Raw genomic sequence first — 16,853 nt, 5'->3', positions numbered from 1 at the left:
CTAACGTTCATCTGCCAACACACTTCAAGGAGGGCAAGGAATGCCTGTTGCTGCAAGTGGATGTCGCCTGCGCAAGGCACGACTTTCAGAATCTGGCCGTATTTATCTGTTGACTGCGGTCGCTCATCAACGAGAGCGAGTGTTCGCCGATTGGCAGTTGGGACGGCTTGTGGTTGATCAGCTGCGCTGTGCTGATGAGGCGTCGCTGGTGACCTCGATGGCCTGGGTTGTGATGCCGGATCATCTGCATTGGTTGATCGAGTTGAAGGGTGGCACGTTGACCGAAGTGATGTGCCGGGTTAAATCCAGAAGCAGCCGTTCGATCAATATCGTGCGTGCATGCCATGGCCCAATATGGCAGCGCGGGTATTACGACCGTGCGTTACGTCGGGATGAGGACCTGAAGGATGCAGCTCGTTACATCGTTATGAATCCGTTGCGTGCCGGATTGGTGAAGCGGGTGGGTGATTATCCGTTGTGGGATGCCATTTGGGTTTGATGGGCCAAGATCAAAAGATCGCAGCCTTCGGCAGCTCCTACAGGAGAATGCGAATCCAATGTAGGAGCTGCCGAAGGCTGCGATCTTTTGATTTTCAAGCCGCGAGTTGCCCACCAGCAATCGCCGCCGAAGCCGCCAGCATCGCCCGCAACAACACTGCACACCCCGCCGCCAGATCATCCGGTGCGGCGTTTTCGATTTCGTTGTGGCTGATGCCACCTTCACACGGCACGAAGATCATCCCGGCCGGGCCGAGTTCGGCGAGGAAGATGGCGTCGTGCCCTGCTCCGCTGACGATGTCCATGTGCGACAAGCCGAGACCTTGCGCGGCACCGCGTACGGCGTCTACGCAGCCCTTGTCGAAGTACAGCGGCGGGAAGTCGGCGGTGGGCGTGAGTTCGAAGGTCAGGCCGTGTTCTTCGCAGGTGGTTTCGATGACTTCGCGGACTTCGGCGATCATCGAGTCCAGGCGTGCCGGTTCCAGGTGACGGAAATCGAGGGTCATGCGCACTTCGCCGGGGATGACGTTGCGTGAGCCGGGGTAGGCTTGCAGGCAACCGACAGTGCCGCATGCGTGGGGTTGATGGCCGAGGGCAGCGCGATTGACGGCGCCGACGATCACGGCGGCGCCGACCAGTGCGTCCTTGCGCAGGTGCATCGGGGTCGGGCCGGCGTGGGCTTCGACGCCGCGCAGTTTCAGGTCGAACCATTTCTGGCCGAGGGCGCCCATGACGACGCCGATGGTTTTACGTTCGTCTTCGAGGATCGGGCCTTGTTCGATGTGGGCTTCGAAATAGGCGCCGACGGCGTGACCGCTGACCGCGCGTGGGCCGGCGTAGCCGATGGCATTCAAGGCTTCACCGACGCTGATGCCTTCGGCGTCGACCTTGGCCAGGGTTTCTTCGAGGGTGAATTTTTCTGCGAACACACCGGAGCCCATCATGCACGGGGCGAAGCGCGAGCCTTCTTCGTTGGTCCAGACCACCACTTCCAGCGGCGCTTCGGTTTCAACGCCGAGGTCGTTGAGGGTGCGCAGCACTTCGACGCCGGCGAGCACGCCGAAGCAACCGTCGAACTTGCCGCCGGTGGGTTGGGTGTCGATGTGGCTGCCGGTCATGACGGGTGGCAGGTTCGGGTTGCGGCCGGTGCGGCGGGCGAAGATGTTGCCGACGGCGTCGATGCTGACGGTGCAGCCGGCGTCCTCACACCACTTGACGAAGATGTCGCGGGCCTGGCGATCGAGGTCGGTCAGGGCCAGGCGACAGACGCCGCCCTTGACGGTGGCGCCGAGTTTTGCGAGTTCCATGAGCGACTGCCAGAGGCGGTCGCGGTTGATGTGCTGATGGGTGGATTGCAGAACGTCTACGGCAGCGTTCATGGTGATCTCCTCAGGCTGTTGTTATAGGTTTTTTTCAGGCATTCATTGGGTGTATTTGAGGCCGCCTTCGCGAGCAAGCCCGCTCCCACAGGGGAATGCATTTCAACTGTGGGAGCGGCGGTGCGACGATTCGACTTGCTCGCGAAGGGGCCATCCGCTACACCGCAGATTTCGCGACAGACGGGCTAGGCCGCATCGAGCACAACCCGTAATAAATCACCCCGCCCAGCGCCGAACCGGTAAACCAGCCATAGCTGTAAAACCAGCTGAACGCATCGCTGCCCAGCGACAGCAGCGTCAACACCACCGGCACACCAAACGCGATAAACCCGAACCAGTTCCACGCCGGATAAACGTCATCGCGATAAAGCCCGGCCAGATCCAGTTGCTGTTTCTTGATCAGGAAATAGTCCACCACCATGATCCCAGCGATCGGGCCGAGCAGGCTGGAATAGCCCAGCAGCCAGTTCGAATAGACCGTTTCCAGGCTCAGGTCCGAGACAATCAGCCCAAGCTTCTTCAGCAGTTCATGGCCCATCAGCAACAACCCCACCAGACCGGTGAGCAACACGGCTTTGGTGCGGTTGATCACTTTCGGCGCGATGTTCTGGAAGTCGTTGGTCGGCGAAACAATGTTGGCGGCGGTGTTGGTGGAAAGCGTGGCGATGATGATCAGTGCCATGGCCAGCGCGACCCAGACCGGGCTCTGGATATGCCCGATCAAAGTCACCGGATCGGAGACGCTCACACCCACCAGTTTCACCGACGCGGCGGTCATCACCACGCCCAGAGAAGCGAACAGGAACATGGTCAGCGGCAAGCCGATGATCTGCCCGACGATCTGGTCCTTCTGGCTTTTGGCGTAGCGGCTGAAGTCCGGAATGTTCAGGGACAACGTGGCCCAGAACCCGACCATGGCGGTCAGACCGGCGGCGAAGTAACTGGCCACGCTCGCGCCTTCCGGACGCTTGGCCGGGATCGCCAGCAATTCGCTCATCGACACGTTCGGCATCGCCCACACCAGCAGGCCGACACCGACCAGCACCAGCAGCGGCGCGGAGAGCGTTTCAAGCCATTTGATCGAGTCGGCGCCGCGAATCACCACCCACAGGTTCAGCGCCCAGAAGATCATGAAGCCGATGACTTCGCCGGTGCCGCCGAGGGATTTCCAGCCTTCGAACACCGAGCCCAGAAACAGGTGAATCGCCAGCCCGCCGAACATCGTCTGGATGCCGAACCAGCCACACGCCACCAAGGCACGAATCAGGCAGGGAATGTTGGAACCCAGAACGCCGAATGACGAGCGAAGCAATACGGGAAACGGGATGCCGTATTTGGTGCCGGGGAAAGCATTCAGTGTCAGAGGGATCAACACAATGATGTTGGCGAACAGAATCGCCAGCAGCGCTTCGCCGACCGTCAGGCCGAAATAAGCGGTCAGCACCCCACCGAGGGTGTAGGTCGGCACGCAGATCGCCATGCCGACCCACAGCGCGGTGATGTGCCATTTGTTCCAGGTTCGTTCGCGCACCTTGGTCGGTGCCATGTCGTGGTTGTAACGGGGACTGTCGAGGACGTCGCTGCCGGCTTCGAGCTCAAACAAGCCGTCGCGCTCGGTCACTTGTGATCTGATCTGTTGCATGGCCGCTCCATTGTTCTTTGAATTATTTTTTGCTCATCAGGGGCTGGCGTCATCAATAAACATGCCGGGCACCCCGATTGCGCATCGGGCAGTTCCATAAAACGTTGTAACTCACTGATGTTTATCAGCTTTATTTATTTACCTGGTGAGTCCTCGGTGACTTGCCTGTTCCCTCAGGCCAAAGGCCAGGCAAGTTGTCCAAACCGTCAGGACTCAATCTGGTGCATCGATCTTTTTTTCAAAGTTGCGCATCAACCATAGACCATCCTCAAGCGGCTGATTTCACATAAGAAATCTTGACCATTTTTAGAACCTGTCAAGTGCGTCAAAATGGTGAGGGGCCTCACCATTTTGGTGATTATTCATTTTAATACTTATATATCAATAACTTAAAGCGGTTATATGCTTATAAAAAATATTCTTGCTGATTCCATGAACTCATACTAGTTTCTATTCCTGACAGCGCTGACAGGAATATGCCTGTTTACGTCTGCTTCCTATAAAACATTTAGAACCGGCACCAGTCGGTCATTGCCTGCGAGGAACTCGGAATGTCTCTGTTGATCCGTGGCGCCATCGTTATTACCCAAGATGAAAGCTATCGCGCCGACGTCTATTGCGCCGACGGCGTGATCAAAGCCATCGGTGAAAATCTTGATGTTCCGGCGGGCGCCGAAGTGCTCGACGGCAGCGGTCAATACCTGATGCCCGGCGGCATCGACCCGCACACGCACATGCAACTGCCCTTCATGGGCACCGTGGCCAGTGAAGACTTTTTCAGCGGCACGGCGGCCGGTCTCGCCGGGGGCACCACGTCGATCATCGACTTCGTGATTCCCAATCCGCAGCAGTCGCTGATGGAGGCCTTTCATCAGTGGCGCGGCTGGGCGGAGAAGTCGGCCTCGGATTACGGTTTCCATGTCGCGATCACCTGGTGGAGCGAGCAGGTCCGCGAGGAAATGGCCGAGCTGGTCAGCCATCACGGCGTCAACAGCTTCAAGCATTTCATGGCCTACAAGAACGCGATCATGGCGGCCGATGACACGCTGGTGGCAAGCTTCGAGCGTTGCCTGGAGCTGGGCGCCGTGCCGACCGTGCATGCGGAAAACGGTGAGTTGGTTTATCACCTGCAACGCAAGCTGATGGCGCAGGGCATGACCGGCCCTGAGGCGCATCCGCTGTCGCGCCCTTCTCAAGTTGAAGGTGAAGCGGCGAGCCGGGCAATCCGCATCGCCGAAACGCTGGGCACGCCGCTGTATCTGGTGCATGTCTCGAGCAAGGAAGCCCTCGACGAAATCACCTACGCCCGCAGCAAGGGTCAGCAAGTCTACGGTGAAGTGCTGGCCGGGCATCTGCTGCTGGACGACAGCGTCTATCAACACCCTGACTGGCAGACCGCCGCCGGTTACGTGATGAGCCCGCCCTTCCGTCCTCGCGGTCACCAGGAAGCGCTTTGGCATGGGCTGCAATCCGGCAACCTGCACACCACCGCCACCGACCACTGCTGCTTCTGCGCCGAGCAAAAAGCTGCGGGGCGTGATGACTTCAGCAAAATCCCCAATGGCACCGCCGGTATCGAAGACCGTATGGCCGTGCTGTGGGATGAAGGGGTGAACACCGGGCGTTTCTCGATGCAGCAATTTGTCGCGCTCACCTCCACCAACACCGCGAAGATTTTCAACCTCTACCCGCGCAAGGGTGCGATTCGCGTCGGTGCCGATGCGGATCTGGTGCTGTGGGATCCCGAAGGTTCGCGGACGATTTCAGCGAAGACCCATCACCAGCAAGTCGACTTCAACATCTTCGAAGGCAAGACCGTACGCGGTGTGCCGAGCCATACGATCAGCCAGGGCCGTGTGGTCTGGGCCGATGGGGATTTGCGCGCCGAGCGTGGGGCCGGGCGGTATGTCGAACGGCCGGCGTATCCGGCGGTATTTGATTTGCTGAGCAAGCGGGCTGAGTTGAATCAGCCTGTGGCAGTGAAACGCTGATCTGCTCCTGTGGCGAGGGAGCTTGCTCCCGCTGGCCTGCGTAGCAGGCCCAAAACCAGTCGATTCCAGATCCCAGGAAAACCGAGTGGGCAGGATAGGGGGCGGCTTCGCCACCCAGCGGGAGCAAGCTCCCTCGCCACAGGATGATGCAAAAAAACCAATGCCCACCAGAGGCAGTTACCTCAACAACTGTGAGGCCAACACCGTGATCAAGACCTTGAACCACCTCCCGCATCCCTATGAGAATGCGGCCGCCCTCGCCGGCCATTTCACCGATCTGGCGCCGCCGTTAAACGACCGCCAGGCACATCTGGAAGCCTCGCGCTGCCTGTATTGCTACGACGCCCCGTGCGTGAATGCCTGTCCAAGCGACATCGACATTCCTTCGTTCATCCGCAATATCCATCAGGACAACGTGCAAGGCGCGGCGCAGAAAATCCTCTCGGCGAACATCCTCGGCGGCAGTTGCGCCCGGGTCTGCCCGACGGAAATCCTCTGCCAGCAAGCCTGCGTGCGCAACAACGCCCATGAATGCGCGCCGGTGTTGATCGGCCTGTTACAGCGCTACGCCGTGGACAACGCGCACTTCAGCGAACACCCCTTCCCTCGCGCCGCAGCCACCGGCAAGCGCATCGCTGTGGTCGGCGCCGGCCCGGCCGGTTTGTCCTGCGCCCATCGCAGCGCCATGCACGGGCATGACGTGGTGATTTTCGAAGCACGGGAAAAGGCTGGCGGCCTCAACGAATACGGGATCGCCAAGTACAAACTGGTGGACGATTACGCGCAAAAGGAAATCGATTTTCTGCTGCAGATCGGCGGCATCGAAATCCGTCACGGACACAAACTCGGTGAAAACCTGACCCTCAGCGAACTGCATCAGCAATTCGACGCAGTGTTTCTCGGCCTCGGCCTCAACGCCAGCAAACAGCTGGGACTGGCCCACGAAGATGCGCCAGGCTTGCTCCCCGCCACCGAGTACATCCGTGAATTGCGCCAGGCCGATGACCTGACACAACTGCCTTTAGCCGACCACTGCATCGTCCTCGGCGCCGGCAACACCGCCATCGACATGGCCGTGCAAATGGCCCGCCTCGGCGCACGTGACGTGAATCTGGTGTATCGCCGCGGTGTCGAGGACATGGGCGCCACCCACCACGAACAAGAGATCGCCAAAGCCAATCAGGTGCGCTTGCTGACGTGGGCGCAACCCGAAGAAGTGCTGCTCGATGATCAAGGCAACGTGCGCGGCATGCGCTTCGCCCGCACACATTTGGTGGAAGGTCGCCTGCAAACCACTGGCGAAACGCTCGAACTGGCCGCCGATGCGATCTTCAAAGCCATCGGCCAGGCCTTCGACTCAAGTGCCCTCAGCGATCCGCTGGCTCGCGAACTCAAGCGTCAGGGCGATCGGATTCAAGTCGATGAACACCTGCGCACCAGCATTCCGGGCGTGTATGCCGGCGGTGACTGCACCAGTCTCGATCAGGACCTCACCGTGCAGGCGGTGCAGCACGGCAAACTGGCCGCCGAGGCCATCAACGCTCAACTGATGCTTAACGTGGAGGCTGCGTAAATGGCCGATCTGTCGATTGTCTTCGCCGGCATCAAAAGCCCCAATCCGTTCTGGCTGGCCTCCGCGCCTCCGACCGACAAAGCCTACAACGTGGTCCGCGCCTTCGAAGCCGGTTGGGGCGGCGTGGTCTGGAAAACCCTGGGTGAAGACCCGGCGGCGGTCAACGTGTCGTCGCGCTACTCGGCGCACTTCGGTGCCAACCGTGAGGTGTTGGGTTTCAACAACATCGAGCTGATTACCGACCGCTCGCTGGAGATCAACCTGCGGGAAATTACCCAGGTCAAAAAGGACTGGCCGGATCGCGCACTGATCGTGTCGCTGATGGTGCCCTGCGTCGAAGAATCCTGGAAACACATCCTGCCGCTGGTAGAAGCCACCGGTGCCGATGGCATTGAATTGAATTTCGGCTGCCCGCACGGCATGCCGGAAAGGGGCATGGGCGCGGCGGTCGGTCAGGTGCCGGAGTATGTCGAGCAGGTCACGCGCTGGTGCAAGACGTATTGCTCGCTGCCGGTAATCGTCAAGCTCACGCCGAACATCACCGACATTCGCGTCGCCGCCCGAGCGGCCCATCGTGGTGGTGCCGATGCGGTGTCGCTGATCAATACGATCAACTCGATTACCAGCGTCAACCTGGAGCGCATGGTCGCCAACCCCATCGTCGGCAGTCAAAGCACCCACGGCGGTTATTGCGGTTCGGCGGTGAAGCCGATTGCGCTGAACATGGTCGCTGAAATCGCTCGCGATCCGCAGACTCAAGGCATTCCGATTTCCGGCATCGGCGGCATCGGTAACTGGCGCGACGCGGCGGAATTCATCGCGCTGGGCAGCGGCTCGGTGCAGGTGTGCACGGCGGCGATGCTGCATGGCTTCCGGATTGTAGAGGAGATGAAGGACGGCTTGTCACGCTGGATGGACAGTCAGGGTTACGCCAGCGTGTCGGAATTTTCCGGGCGGGCCGTGGGCAATACCACGGACTGGAAGTACCTGGACATCAACTATCAGGTGATTGCGAAGATCGATCAGGACGCGTGTATTGGGTGTGGGCGTTGCCATATCGCCTGCGAAGACACTTCGCATCAGGCGGTGGCCAGCCTCAAACAGGCGGACGGCACGCACAAGTATGAAGTGGTCGATGAGGACTGTGTGGGGTGTAATTTGTGCCAGATCACCTGCCCGGTGCAGGATTGCATCGAGATGGTGCCGATGGAGAACGGGAAGCCGTTTCTGGACTGGAACCATGATCCGAGGAATCCGTATCACGTCGCGGTCTGATCGTTGACGTTCAAGAGATCGCAGCCTCGTTTCACTCGACAGCTCCTACACAGCTCCTACAGGGTTTCGCATTCCCTTGTAGGAGCTGTCGAGTGAAACGAGGCTGCGATCTTTTGATTTATGGCTCCAACCCGATCCCCCGCAAAATCACACTCGTCACCGTCTGCACCGCCCTTTCAAACTGCATGTCCGACAGCGGCTGATGATCATTCAAAATATTCACCTGATGATCAAAGTCAGCGTAATGCTGGGTCGAGGCCCAGATCATGTACAGCAGGCTTGAAGGTTCCACCGGCAGGATGCGTTTGTCGTCCACCCACTGGCGGATTTTCGCTTCTTTCATCTTGGCCCAGTCGTACAGACTGGCGTCCAGTGCCACGCCCAACGTCGGCGCGCCGTGGATGATTTCGTTGGCCCAGACTTTCGAGCCGTAAGGCCGGCTGCGGGAGTGGTTCATCTTGGCGCGGATGTAACTGCTGAGCACCACGCGCGGGTCATCGAACATCTCGAAACACAGTGCGTCCTGCTTCCACACCTCCAGCAAATCGAACAGTACGGCGCTGTACAACTCGGTCTTGGTGCTGAAGTAGTAATGCAGGTTGGAACGCGGCAGTTGCACTTCGGCGGCGATGTCGGCCATCGCCGTACCGCCGAAGCCTTTTTCGGCAAAGACCTTTTCCGCCCCGAGCAGGATTTTTTCGACGTTACTGCGGCGAATCTCGATCTTGTGATTGCCCATGAGGGCTCCCTGACAACAGCGTTGCTCAAGACTAGCATCCGCTCTACCTCGCGGCGACAGGGGAAAACGAAACTTCGTACACCCGCCCGCTCGCGCTCGCAGCTAAACTGTCCCACTTCTTCGAACCTGCCTCTGAGGTGCCTACGATGCTTTTCAAGAAAACCCTGTCCACCGCCGCCCTGCTCGGCTCGCTGCTTGCCGCTTCGTCGGTCTTTGCCCACGCCCATCTGAAAAGCCAGACCCCGGCTGCTGACAGCACCGCGAGCGCGCCCTCGGAACTGCGTCTGGAGTTTTCCGAAGGTGTCGAAGCGACGTTCACCAAAGTCACGATCAGCAAGGACGGCGCCAGCGTGCCAGTGAAAAGCCTGGCCACCGAAGGCAGCGACAAAAAGACCTTGATCGTCACCCCGGCAGCGCCGTTGACGGCAGGTGCCTACAAAGTCGAATGGCATGCGGTGTCGGTCGACACCCACAAAAGCGAAGGCGCCTACAGCTTCAAGGTTGGCCAGTAATTCATGACGAGCACGATGGTGCTGTGCCGTTTCCTGCATTTCACCGTGGTGCTGATGCTGTTCGGGGGCTGGGTATTCAGGCCGTTACTGTTGGGCCGTGAGACGTTGCTGGATCAACCTCTGGCGCGAGTCAGCCGTTGGCTTGCGGCAGTGGCATTGGTCAGCGGCGTCAGCTGGTTGCTGCTGATCACCGCCAGCATGGCCGGGGACTGGCCGGCGGCATTCGATCCGTCGACCCTGGGGTTGGTGCTGGGCAATACGTTTTTTGGTCAGGTCTGGACCTGGCATCTGTTGCTCAATGGTTTGCTGTTGATTGTGCTGCTGACGCGGCTCCGCACCCACCTGCCCTTGCGCCTGATTCTCGGCGGCCTGTTGCTGGCCACGCTGGCACCGGTCGGCCACGGGGCGATGCTTGATGGCCTCAGCGGCCAATTGCTGATCCTCAATCAGATCGTTCACCTGATTTGTGTCGGCGCCTGGTTGGGTGGGCTGATGTTGCTGGTGATGATTCTGCGGCAGCCGGCTGGCCATGCCGTTCGCGAAATACTGCAACGCTTCAGCGGCGTGGGTTACGCATTGGTTGCCGGATTGGTTATCACGGGGCTGATCAATGTTCGGGTACTGACCGGGCAGTTCTGGCCTACACCGCTACTGTCCGGTTTCGCACTGATTCTGCTGATCAAGGTTGTGCTGGTCGCCGTCATGCTGGGGCTGGCGCTGTTCAATCGGTTGCAGATCAGGGATTGCGAGGAGCGTCTTGCAACGCTCAAGACCACCGTGATCCTGGAATGGTTGCTGGGGATTGGCGCAGTGGCGGCGGTCTCCCTATTAGGCACCATGCCCCCCATGATTTCGAGCTGACAACACAGTCCCCTGTAGGAGCGAGCTTGCTCGCGATGGACGTTAACGATAATGCGCGGTTTCTGAATATACGCGTCGCTCTTCAGACCATCGCGAGCAAGCTCGCTCCTACAGGGGGCGTGTCACGGGACTGGTATTGCTGGAGCAGGATCAGTCCGCTGAACTGACTTTCAGTCTGCAGTATCGCCCGTTGTAGACCTCAGGCCCGAACCAGCATATACACCGCGACGATCACGCAGACGCTGGCGAATCCTGCCTGCAACGCCCGGGCCGGTACGCGCGCGCAAAGCTGTCGGCCAATGATCATGCCGACCACGCTTGCGATGATGAACGCCACGCCTAAACCATCAATCCGCACCCCGGCATGAAACGCGCCGATCACGCCGATGGCGGAAATCAGACTGATCACCATCAGGGATGTCGCCACAATCCCTCGCATCTGCACATCGGTCAGTTGCTTGAACGCCGGGACGATCAGAAACCCGCCGCCAACCCCCAGCAACCCGGAAACAACACCGGTCACCGCGCCGAGTGCCGCCAGGGTCGCGGTGCATTTGGCTGTCCAGGAAAAGCGTCCGGTCTGTTGATCGAGCATGCAGTTTTTCTGGCCCCAGTTGGCGTGGCCGTGGTCGCTCGGGCCTTCTTCATGTCGCTCGCGGCGCAGCATCCGCCAGGCCACCATGACCATCAGCAGGCTGAACAGAATCATCAGAATCTTTTCCGGCAACTGATGGGCAAAGTAGATGCCGACCGGCGAAAAAATCGCCCCCAGCAAAGCAATCAACAGCGCGGCGCGGTAACGCACCAGACCATGGCGCAACCCGTCAATCGCCCCGACCGCCGCTGCGCTTCCCACTGCAAACAAGGCAACGGGTGCAGCCTGAGTCATGCTCATACCCAATCCCAGCACCAGCGCCGGGACAGCAAGAATGCCGCCACCGGCACCGGTCAATCCGAGGACCAGCCCCATGACCAGGCCAAAAAAACTTGCCAGCAACATAAAACACTCATGATCCGCAAAAAAGGCCGGGAACGCCCGGTATCGATGACTGACAGGATAGAGCCCGCGCAGCTTTTTACATCAATTGAATTGTTGGGGGGCTGGTCAGCGCAGGGAAAATGACACTACCCTCAATGCCTGTCCCAAAAGAAACGGCCACCATGCCTGCCTTGATTGAAGCCTTCCTCGACCCTGCCTCGTCGACCTACAGTTACGTGATCTACGAAGCCGATGGCGGTCAGTGTGCGATCGTCGACCCGGTGCTCGATTACGACCCGGCCGCCGGGCGCACCGCCACCCTCCAGGCCGACAGGATCGTTGCCTTCCTCCGCGAACACCGCTTGCAGGTGCAATGGCTGCTGGAAACCCACGCCCATGCCGATCACCTGTCCGCCGCGCCTTATCTGCGTCGGGAACTGGGTGGCAGGATTGCGATTGGCCAGTCGATCAGCAAGGTTCAGGGGGTGTTCAAAAGCCTGTTCAACCTTGAGCCGGAATTTGCGGTGGACGGTTCGCAGTTCGATCATCTGTTCGCCCCGGACGAATCGTTCATGATCGGTAACCTCAAGGCCACGGCCCTGCATGTACCTGGTCACACGCCGGCGGACATGGCTTACCTGATCGACAGTAATGTGATTCTGGTGGGCGATACGCTGTTCATGCCGGATGTAGGCACCGCGCGCTGCGACTTTCCCGGCGGCAATGCCAATCAGATGTTTGCTTCTATCCAGAAACTGCTGGCCTTCCCCGCCAGCGTGAGTCTCTACGTCTGCCACGATTACCCGCCCGAAGGCCGCGAATCCCGGTGCATGGCATCGGTGGGCGAGCAGCGCAAAGGCAACATCCACGTTCGCGACGGTATTGATGAAGCCGCGTTCGTCGCCATGCGCACCCAGCGTGATGCGGGGTTGGGCATGCCGACACTGCTGCTGCCGGCGATTCAGGTGAACGTGCGGGCGGGGAATTTGCCGCCGGCCGAGGACAATGGCGTGGCGTATCTGAAAATACCGATCAACACGCTCTGAACAATCAAAATCAAAAGATCGCAGGCTTCGCCAGCTCCTACAAGATTCGGGTACACCCGCGCACGCACGGTCAATGTAGGAGCTGGCGAAGCCTGCGATCCTTTGATCTTTAATTGCCCAAGGTCAACCCATTCGCCGGCAACGGCAGCGCGGTTTTGTAACGCACCTGCTTCAGCGCAAAACTTGAGCGGATGTTGGCCACGCCGGGGACTTTGGTGAGGAAGTCCATCATGAAGCGCTCCAGCGACTTAATGGTCGGCACCAGCACCCGGATCAGGTAGTCCGGATCCCCCGCCATCAAATAGCACTCCATCACTTCCGGGCGATCCGAGATCGCTTCCTCGAAATGCTGCAACGCCTCCTCCACCTGTTTTTCCAGGCTGACGTGAATGAACACATTCACATGCAGCCCCAGCAGATCGGCATCCAGCAACGTCACTTGCTCGCGAATCAGCCCCAATTCTTCCATCGCCTTGACCCGGTTGAAGCACGGCGTCGGGGACAGGTTCACCGAGCGCGCGAGGTCGGCATTGGTGATGCGCGCGTTCTCTTGAAGGCTATTGAGAATGCCGATGTCGGTACGGTCCAGTTTGCGCATGAGACAAAACCACCTGCTTTTTATGTTTATGCAGATTTTTTATCCTCAAATGATCTCAAGCGCAACGAAACAGAGAGAAATATTCTTCTTGGCCGGGCCTATGATTGTTGTAGGACAAGATTTCTTCCACAGAGGAATGACGGTCAGCTCACTACAAGAAATTCACAAGATCGAGCGTAGAAGCCATGAACCAAGCGTACGAACCGCTGCGCCTGCACGTTCCCGAACCCTCGGGCCGCCCAGGCTGCAAAACCGACTTCTCCTACCTGCGTCTGACCGACGCCGGCACGGTGCGCAAACCCGCCATTGACGTAGAACCCGCCGACACGGCCGACCTGGCCAAGGGCCTGATTCGGGTGCTCGACGATGAGGGCAATGCCCTCGGTCCGTGGGCCGAAGGCGTCCCGGTCGAGATCCTGCGTAAAGGCATGCGCGCCATGCTCAAGACGCGGATCTTCGACAACCGCATGGTCGTCGCCCAGCGTCAGAAAAAAATGTCGTTCTACATGCAAAGCCTTGGCGAAGAAGCCATCGGCAGCGCCCAGGCCCTGGCCTTGAACATCGACGACATGTGCTTCCCGACGTACCGCCAGCAAAGCATCCTGATGGCGCGCGAAGTACCGCTGGTGGGCCTGATCTGCCAACTGCTGTCCAACGAGCGCGATCCGCTCAAGGGTCGTCAGTTGCCGATCATGTACTCGGTAAAAGAGTCCGGCTTCTTCACCATTTCCGGCAACCTCGCCACCCAATTCGTACAAGGCGTGGGCTGGGGCATGGCCTCGGCGATCAAGGGCGACACCAAAATCGCCTCGGCCTGGATCGGCGACGGCGCCACCGCTGAATCCGATTTCCACACCGCCCTCACCTTCGCTCACGTTTACCGTGCGCCGGTGATCCTCAACGTGGTCAACAACCAGTGGGCGATCTCCACGTTTCAGGCGATTGCCGGTGGCGAAGCGACCACTTTTGCCGGTCGTGGTGTCGGTTGCGGCATTGCCTCCCTGCGGGTTGATGGCAACGATTTCATCGCGGTCTACGCCGCCTCTGCCTGGGCCGCCGAACGCGCCCGCCGCAACCTCGGCCCGACCATGCTCGAATGGGTCACCTACCGCGCCGGTCCACACTCCACCTCTGACGACCCGTCCAAATACCGTCCTGCCGACGACTGGAGCTACTTCCCGTTGGGCGATCCGATTGCGCGCTTGAAGCAACATCTGGTGAAAATCGGCCACTGGTCCGAAGAGGAACACGTCGCCGTCAGCGCCGAACTGGAAGCCGAAGTCATCGCCGCGCAGAAAGAAGCCGAACAGTACGGCACCCTCGCCGGCGGCCAGATTCCGAGCGCCGCGACCATGTTCGAAGACGTCTATAAAGAGATGCCGGAGCACTTGAAGCGCCAGCGTCAAGAGTTGGGGATCTGACATGAACGATCACAACAACAATATCCAGCCGGAAACCGCCATGACCACGACCACCATGACCATGATCCAGGCCCTGCGCTCGGCCATGGATGTGATGCTTGAACGTGACGACAACGTCGTGGTGTTCGGTCAGGACGTCGGCTACTTCGGTGGCGTGTTCCGTTGCACCGAAGGCTTGCAGAACAAGTACGGCACGTCCCGCGTATTCGACGCGCCGATCTCCGAAAGCGGCATCGTTGGTGTTGCCGTGGGCATGGGCGCTTACGGTTTGCGTCCGGTGGCCGAGATTCAGTTCGCCGATTACGTATACCCGGCGTCGGACCAGATCATTTCCGAAGCCGCCCGCCTGCGTTATCGCTCGGCCGGCGAGTTCACCGCACCGATGACCCTGCGCATGCCTTGCGGCGGTGGCATCTACGGTGGCCAGACGCACAGCCAGAGTATCGAGGCGATGTTCACTCAGGTCTGCGGTTTGCGCACGGTCATGCCGTCCAACCCGTACGACGCCAAGGGCTTGCTGATCGCCTCCATCGAAAACGATGACCCGGTGATCTTCCTCGAACCCAAACGCCTGTACAACGGCCCGTTCGATGGTCACCACGAACGTCCGGTAACGCCATGGTCGAAACACCCGGCCGCACAAGTCCCGGACGGTTACTACACCGTGCCACTCGACGTCGCCGCCATCACCCGTCCAGGCAAGGACGTGACCATCCTGACCTACGGCACCACCGTTTATGTGTCGCAAGTCGCGGCGGAAGAAACCGGGATCGACGCTGAAGTCATCGACCTGCGCAGCCTGTGGCCGCTGGACCTGGAAACCATCGTCAAGTCAGTGAAGAAAACCGGCCGTTGCGTGATCGTTCACGAAGCGACCCGCACCTGCGGTTTCGGTGCCGAACTGGCTGCCTTGGTGCAAGAGCACTGCTTCCACTACCTGGAAGCGCCGATCGAACGCGTCACCGGTTGGGACACCCCTTACCCGCACGCGCAAGAGTGGGCGTATTTCCCTGGCCCGACCCGTGTGGGCGCGGCTTTGCATCGGGTTATGGAGGTCTGAATGGGCACGCACGTTATTAAAATGCCGGACATTGGCGAAGGCATTGCAGAAGTTGAACTGTCGGTGTGGCACGTCAAGGTCGGCGACATGGTCGTCGAAGATCAGGTGCTGGCCGATGTGATGACCGACAAGGCGATGGTCGACATTCCTTCGCCGGTGCACGGCAAGGTGATCGCGCTGGGCGGTGTGCCCGGCGAAGTCATGGCGGTTGGCAGCATCCTGATCAGCATTGAAGTCGAAGGCGCGGGTAACGTTAAAGAGTCGGCTCAGCCTGTAGTTGCCGCCGTGAAAGAAGCGCCGGCGCCGAAAGTCGAAGCCGTTGTGGAAAGCAAACCGGTCGCGGCTGCAGCGCCGAGAGCGGCCGTTTGCCAAGGCCCGATGGTGGCTCGCGAGGCCGATGAGCGTCCGTTGGCCTCCCCGGCCGTGCGCAAACATGCGTTGGACCTCGGGATTCAATTGCGTCTGGTGCGTGGCACCGGCCCTGCCGGTCGCGTTCTGCACGAAGACCTCGATGCCTATCTGGCGCAAGGTCAGTCGAATGCATCGACCGCCACCGCCGCGTACGCACAGCGTAACGACGAAGAGCAAATCCCGGTGATCGGCATGCGCCGCAAGATTGCCCAGCGTATGCAGGACGCCACTCAACGCGCTGCCCACTTCAGTTATGTCGAGGAAATCGATGTCACTGCCGTGGAAGAACTGCGCGCGCACCTGAACGAAAAACACGGCGCGACCCGCGGCAAGCTGACCTTGCTGCCGTTCCTGGTCCGCGCGCTGGTCGTCGCCCTGCGCGATTTCCCGCAGATCAACGCCCGCTACGACGACGAAGCCCAAGTCATCACCCGCCTTGGCGCGGTGCATGTCGGCATCGCCACCCAGGCCGACATCGGATTGATGGTGCCAGTGGTGCGTCACGCTGAAGCCCGCAGTTTGTGGGACAACGCTCAGGAAATCTCCCGTTTGGCCACCGCCGCGCGCAATGGCAAGGCCGCTCGCGATGAACTGTCCGGCTCGAGCATCACCCTGACCAGCCTTGGCGCCCTGGGCGGCATCGTCAGCACGCCGGTATTGAACCTGCCGGAAGTGGCCATCGTCGGCGTCAACAAAATTGTCGAACGCCCGATGGTGGTCAAAGGCCAGATCGTGATCCGCAAGATGATGAACCTCTCCAGCTCCTTCGATCACCGCGTGGTCGATGGCATGGACGCGGCGCAATTCATCCAGGCCGTGCGTGGCCTGCTCGAACAACCCGCCACCCTGTTCGTGGACTAATTTTTAG

The 16,853-nt window shown here is 59.8% G+C and carries 15 protein-coding genes; 10 read left to right on the top strand and 5 right to left on the bottom strand.

Annotated elements, in window-relative coordinates; translation table 11 throughout:
• Positions 1-40 precede the first annotated feature (40 nt).
• Positions 41-499 carry an REP-associated tyrosine transposase gene (locus ACYZTL_RS01340; protein WP_461950232.1) on the top strand — a complete coding sequence of 153 codons (459 nt, stop codon included), beginning with the start codon at positions 41-43 and terminating at the stop codon, positions 497-499.
• A 94-nt stretch (positions 500-593) separates the two neighbouring features.
• On the opposite strand, the gene ACYZTL_RS01335 is transcribed toward ACYZTL_RS01340, so the two are convergent.
• Complete coding sequence (locus ACYZTL_RS01335; protein ID WP_461950231.1) at positions 594-1,877, bottom strand: Zn-dependent hydrolase; 1,284 nt, start codon at positions 1,875-1,877, stop codon at positions 594-596.
• Between the two features lie 157 nt (positions 1,878-2,034).
• On the bottom strand, positions 2,035-3,519 hold the full coding sequence (locus tag ACYZTL_RS01330) for an NCS1 family nucleobase:cation symporter-1 (RefSeq protein ID WP_461950230.1): 1,485 nt from the start codon (positions 3,517-3,519) through the stop codon (positions 2,035-2,037).
• A gap of 551 nt (positions 3,520-4,070) precedes the next feature.
• Here ACYZTL_RS01330 and hydA point away from each other — a divergent pair.
• The 3 genes from hydA (at position 4,071) to preA (ending at position 8,358) form a co-directional block, all read left to right on the top strand.
• On the top strand, positions 4,071-5,510 hold the full coding sequence (hydA, locus tag ACYZTL_RS01325) for a dihydropyrimidinase (protein ID WP_461950229.1): 1,440 nt from the start codon (positions 4,071-4,073) through the stop codon (positions 5,508-5,510).
• Positions 5,511-5,715: 205 nt separating this feature from the next.
• On the top strand, positions 5,716-7,083 hold the full coding sequence (locus ACYZTL_RS01320; protein ID WP_461954234.1) for an NAD(P)-dependent oxidoreductase: 1,368 nt from the start codon (positions 5,716-5,718) through the stop codon (positions 7,081-7,083).
• Positions 7,084-8,358, top strand: a complete 1,275-nt coding sequence (gene preA, locus ACYZTL_RS01315) for an NAD-dependent dihydropyrimidine dehydrogenase subunit PreA (protein ID WP_461950228.1) — start codon at positions 7,084-7,086, stop codon at positions 8,356-8,358. It abuts the gene before it with no gap.
• Between the two features lie 118 nt (positions 8,359-8,476).
• Here preA and ACYZTL_RS01310 read toward each other — a convergent pair whose 3' ends face one another.
• Entirely contained in the window at positions 8,477-9,097 is a 621-nt protein-coding gene (locus ACYZTL_RS01310; protein ID WP_084320882.1) for a TetR/AcrR family transcriptional regulator, read from the bottom strand.
• Between the two features lie 146 nt (positions 9,098-9,243).
• On the opposite strand from ACYZTL_RS01310, the gene copC reads away from it, so the two are divergent.
• Together copC and copD are read left to right on the top strand one after the other, a co-directional pair.
• Positions 9,244-9,609, top strand: coding sequence for a copper homeostasis periplasmic binding protein CopC (copC, locus tag ACYZTL_RS01305; RefSeq protein ID WP_461950227.1), 366 nt, complete (start codon positions 9,244-9,246; stop codon positions 9,607-9,609).
• 3 nt (positions 9,610-9,612) lie between these two features.
• Positions 9,613-10,470: a copper homeostasis membrane protein CopD gene (gene copD / locus ACYZTL_RS01300; RefSeq protein WP_461950226.1), complete on the top strand. Its 858-nt coding sequence runs from the start codon at positions 9,613-9,615 to the stop codon at positions 10,468-10,470.
• 199 nt (positions 10,471-10,669) lie between these two features.
• Here the strand turns inward: copD and ACYZTL_RS01295 are convergent, their stop codons facing one another.
• Positions 10,670-11,470, bottom strand: coding sequence for a sulfite exporter TauE/SafE family protein (locus tag ACYZTL_RS01295; RefSeq protein ID WP_461950225.1), 801 nt, complete (start codon positions 11,468-11,470; stop codon positions 10,670-10,672).
• Positions 11,471-11,631: 161 nt separating this feature from the next.
• Here ACYZTL_RS01295 and ACYZTL_RS01290 point away from each other — a divergent pair, with 161 nt between their 5' ends.
• A complete protein-coding gene (locus tag ACYZTL_RS01290; RefSeq protein WP_461950224.1) occupies positions 11,632-12,495 on the top strand; it encodes an MBL fold metallo-hydrolase in 864 nt (287 codons plus the stop codon).
• Positions 12,496-12,604: 109 nt separating this feature from the next.
• Here the strand turns inward: ACYZTL_RS01290 and bkdR are convergent, their stop codons facing one another.
• Complete coding sequence (gene bkdR / locus ACYZTL_RS01285) at positions 12,605-13,093, bottom strand: Bkd operon transcriptional regulator BkdR (protein WP_461950223.1); 489 nt, start codon at positions 13,091-13,093, stop codon at positions 12,605-12,607.
• Between the two features lie 185 nt (positions 13,094-13,278).
• Between bkdR and ACYZTL_RS01280 the strand changes: the two genes are divergently transcribed.
• Genes ACYZTL_RS01280 through ACYZTL_RS01270 form a run of 3 tightly spaced genes read left to right on the top strand, consistent with a single transcriptional unit; the run spans position 13,279 to position 16,846 of the window.
• Positions 13,279-14,514: a thiamine pyrophosphate-dependent enzyme gene (locus tag ACYZTL_RS01280; RefSeq protein ID WP_461950222.1), complete on the top strand. Its 1,236-nt coding sequence runs from the start codon at positions 13,279-13,281 to the stop codon at positions 14,512-14,514.
• A 1-nt stretch (position 14,515) separates the two neighbouring features.
• Positions 14,516-15,574: an alpha-ketoacid dehydrogenase subunit beta gene (locus ACYZTL_RS01275; RefSeq protein ID WP_461950221.1), complete on the top strand. Its 1,059-nt coding sequence runs from the start codon at positions 14,516-14,518 to the stop codon at positions 15,572-15,574.
• Positions 15,575-16,846 (top strand): dihydrolipoamide acetyltransferase family protein, encoded by a 1,272-nt coding sequence (locus tag ACYZTL_RS01270; RefSeq protein WP_461950220.1) that lies wholly within the window; start codon positions 15,575-15,577, stop codon positions 16,844-16,846.
• Positions 16,847-16,853 lie beyond the last annotated feature (7 nt).

The organism is Pseudomonas sp. LB3P81 (genome assembly GCF_054897965.1).
Note: the sequence above shows the minus strand (reverse complement) of the source record. Positions and strands in the feature narration are given on the sequence as shown.

Excerpts from the sequence above, each read along its gene's own strand:
- hydA (WP_461950229.1), top strand. The coding sequence starts at position 4,071 with ATGTCTCTGTTGATCCGTGGCGCCATCGTTATTACCCAAGATGAAAGC.
- preA (WP_461950228.1), top strand. The coding sequence starts at position 7,084 with ATGGCCGATCTGTCGATTGTCTTCGCCGGCATCAAAAGCCCCAATCCG.
- ACYZTL_RS01330 (WP_461950230.1), bottom strand. The coding sequence starts at position 3,519 with ATGCAACAGATCAGATCACAAGTGACCGAGCGCGACGGCTTGTTTGAG.
- ACYZTL_RS01275 (WP_461950221.1), top strand. The coding sequence starts at position 14,516 with ATGAACGATCACAACAACAATATCCAGCCGGAAACCGCCATGACCACG.
- ACYZTL_RS01295 (WP_461950225.1), bottom strand. The coding sequence starts at position 11,470 with ATGTTGCTGGCAAGTTTTTTTGGCCTGGTCATGGGGCTGGTCCTCGGA.
- ACYZTL_RS01270 (WP_461950220.1), top strand. The coding sequence starts at position 15,575 with ATGGGCACGCACGTTATTAAAATGCCGGACATTGGCGAAGGCATTGCA.
- bkdR (WP_461950223.1), bottom strand. The coding sequence starts at position 13,093 with ATGCGCAAACTGGACCGTACCGACATCGGCATTCTCAATAGCCTTCAA.
- ACYZTL_RS01310 (WP_084320882.1), bottom strand. The coding sequence starts at position 9,097 with ATGGGCAATCACAAGATCGAGATTCGCCGCAGTAACGTCGAAAAAATC.
- copC (WP_461950227.1), top strand. The coding sequence starts at position 9,244 with ATGCTTTTCAAGAAAACCCTGTCCACCGCCGCCCTGCTCGGCTCGCTG.
- ACYZTL_RS01340 (WP_461950232.1), top strand. The coding sequence starts at position 41 with ATGCCTGTTGCTGCAAGTGGATGTCGCCTGCGCAAGGCACGACTTTCA.
- copD (WP_461950226.1), top strand. The coding sequence starts at position 9,613 with ATGACGAGCACGATGGTGCTGTGCCGTTTCCTGCATTTCACCGTGGTG.
- ACYZTL_RS01290 (WP_461950224.1), top strand. The coding sequence starts at position 11,632 with ATGCCTGCCTTGATTGAAGCCTTCCTCGACCCTGCCTCGTCGACCTAC.
- ACYZTL_RS01335 (WP_461950231.1), bottom strand. The coding sequence starts at position 1,877 with ATGAACGCTGCCGTAGACGTTCTGCAATCCACCCATCAGCACATCAAC.
- ACYZTL_RS01280 (WP_461950222.1), top strand. The coding sequence starts at position 13,279 with ATGAACCAAGCGTACGAACCGCTGCGCCTGCACGTTCCCGAACCCTCG.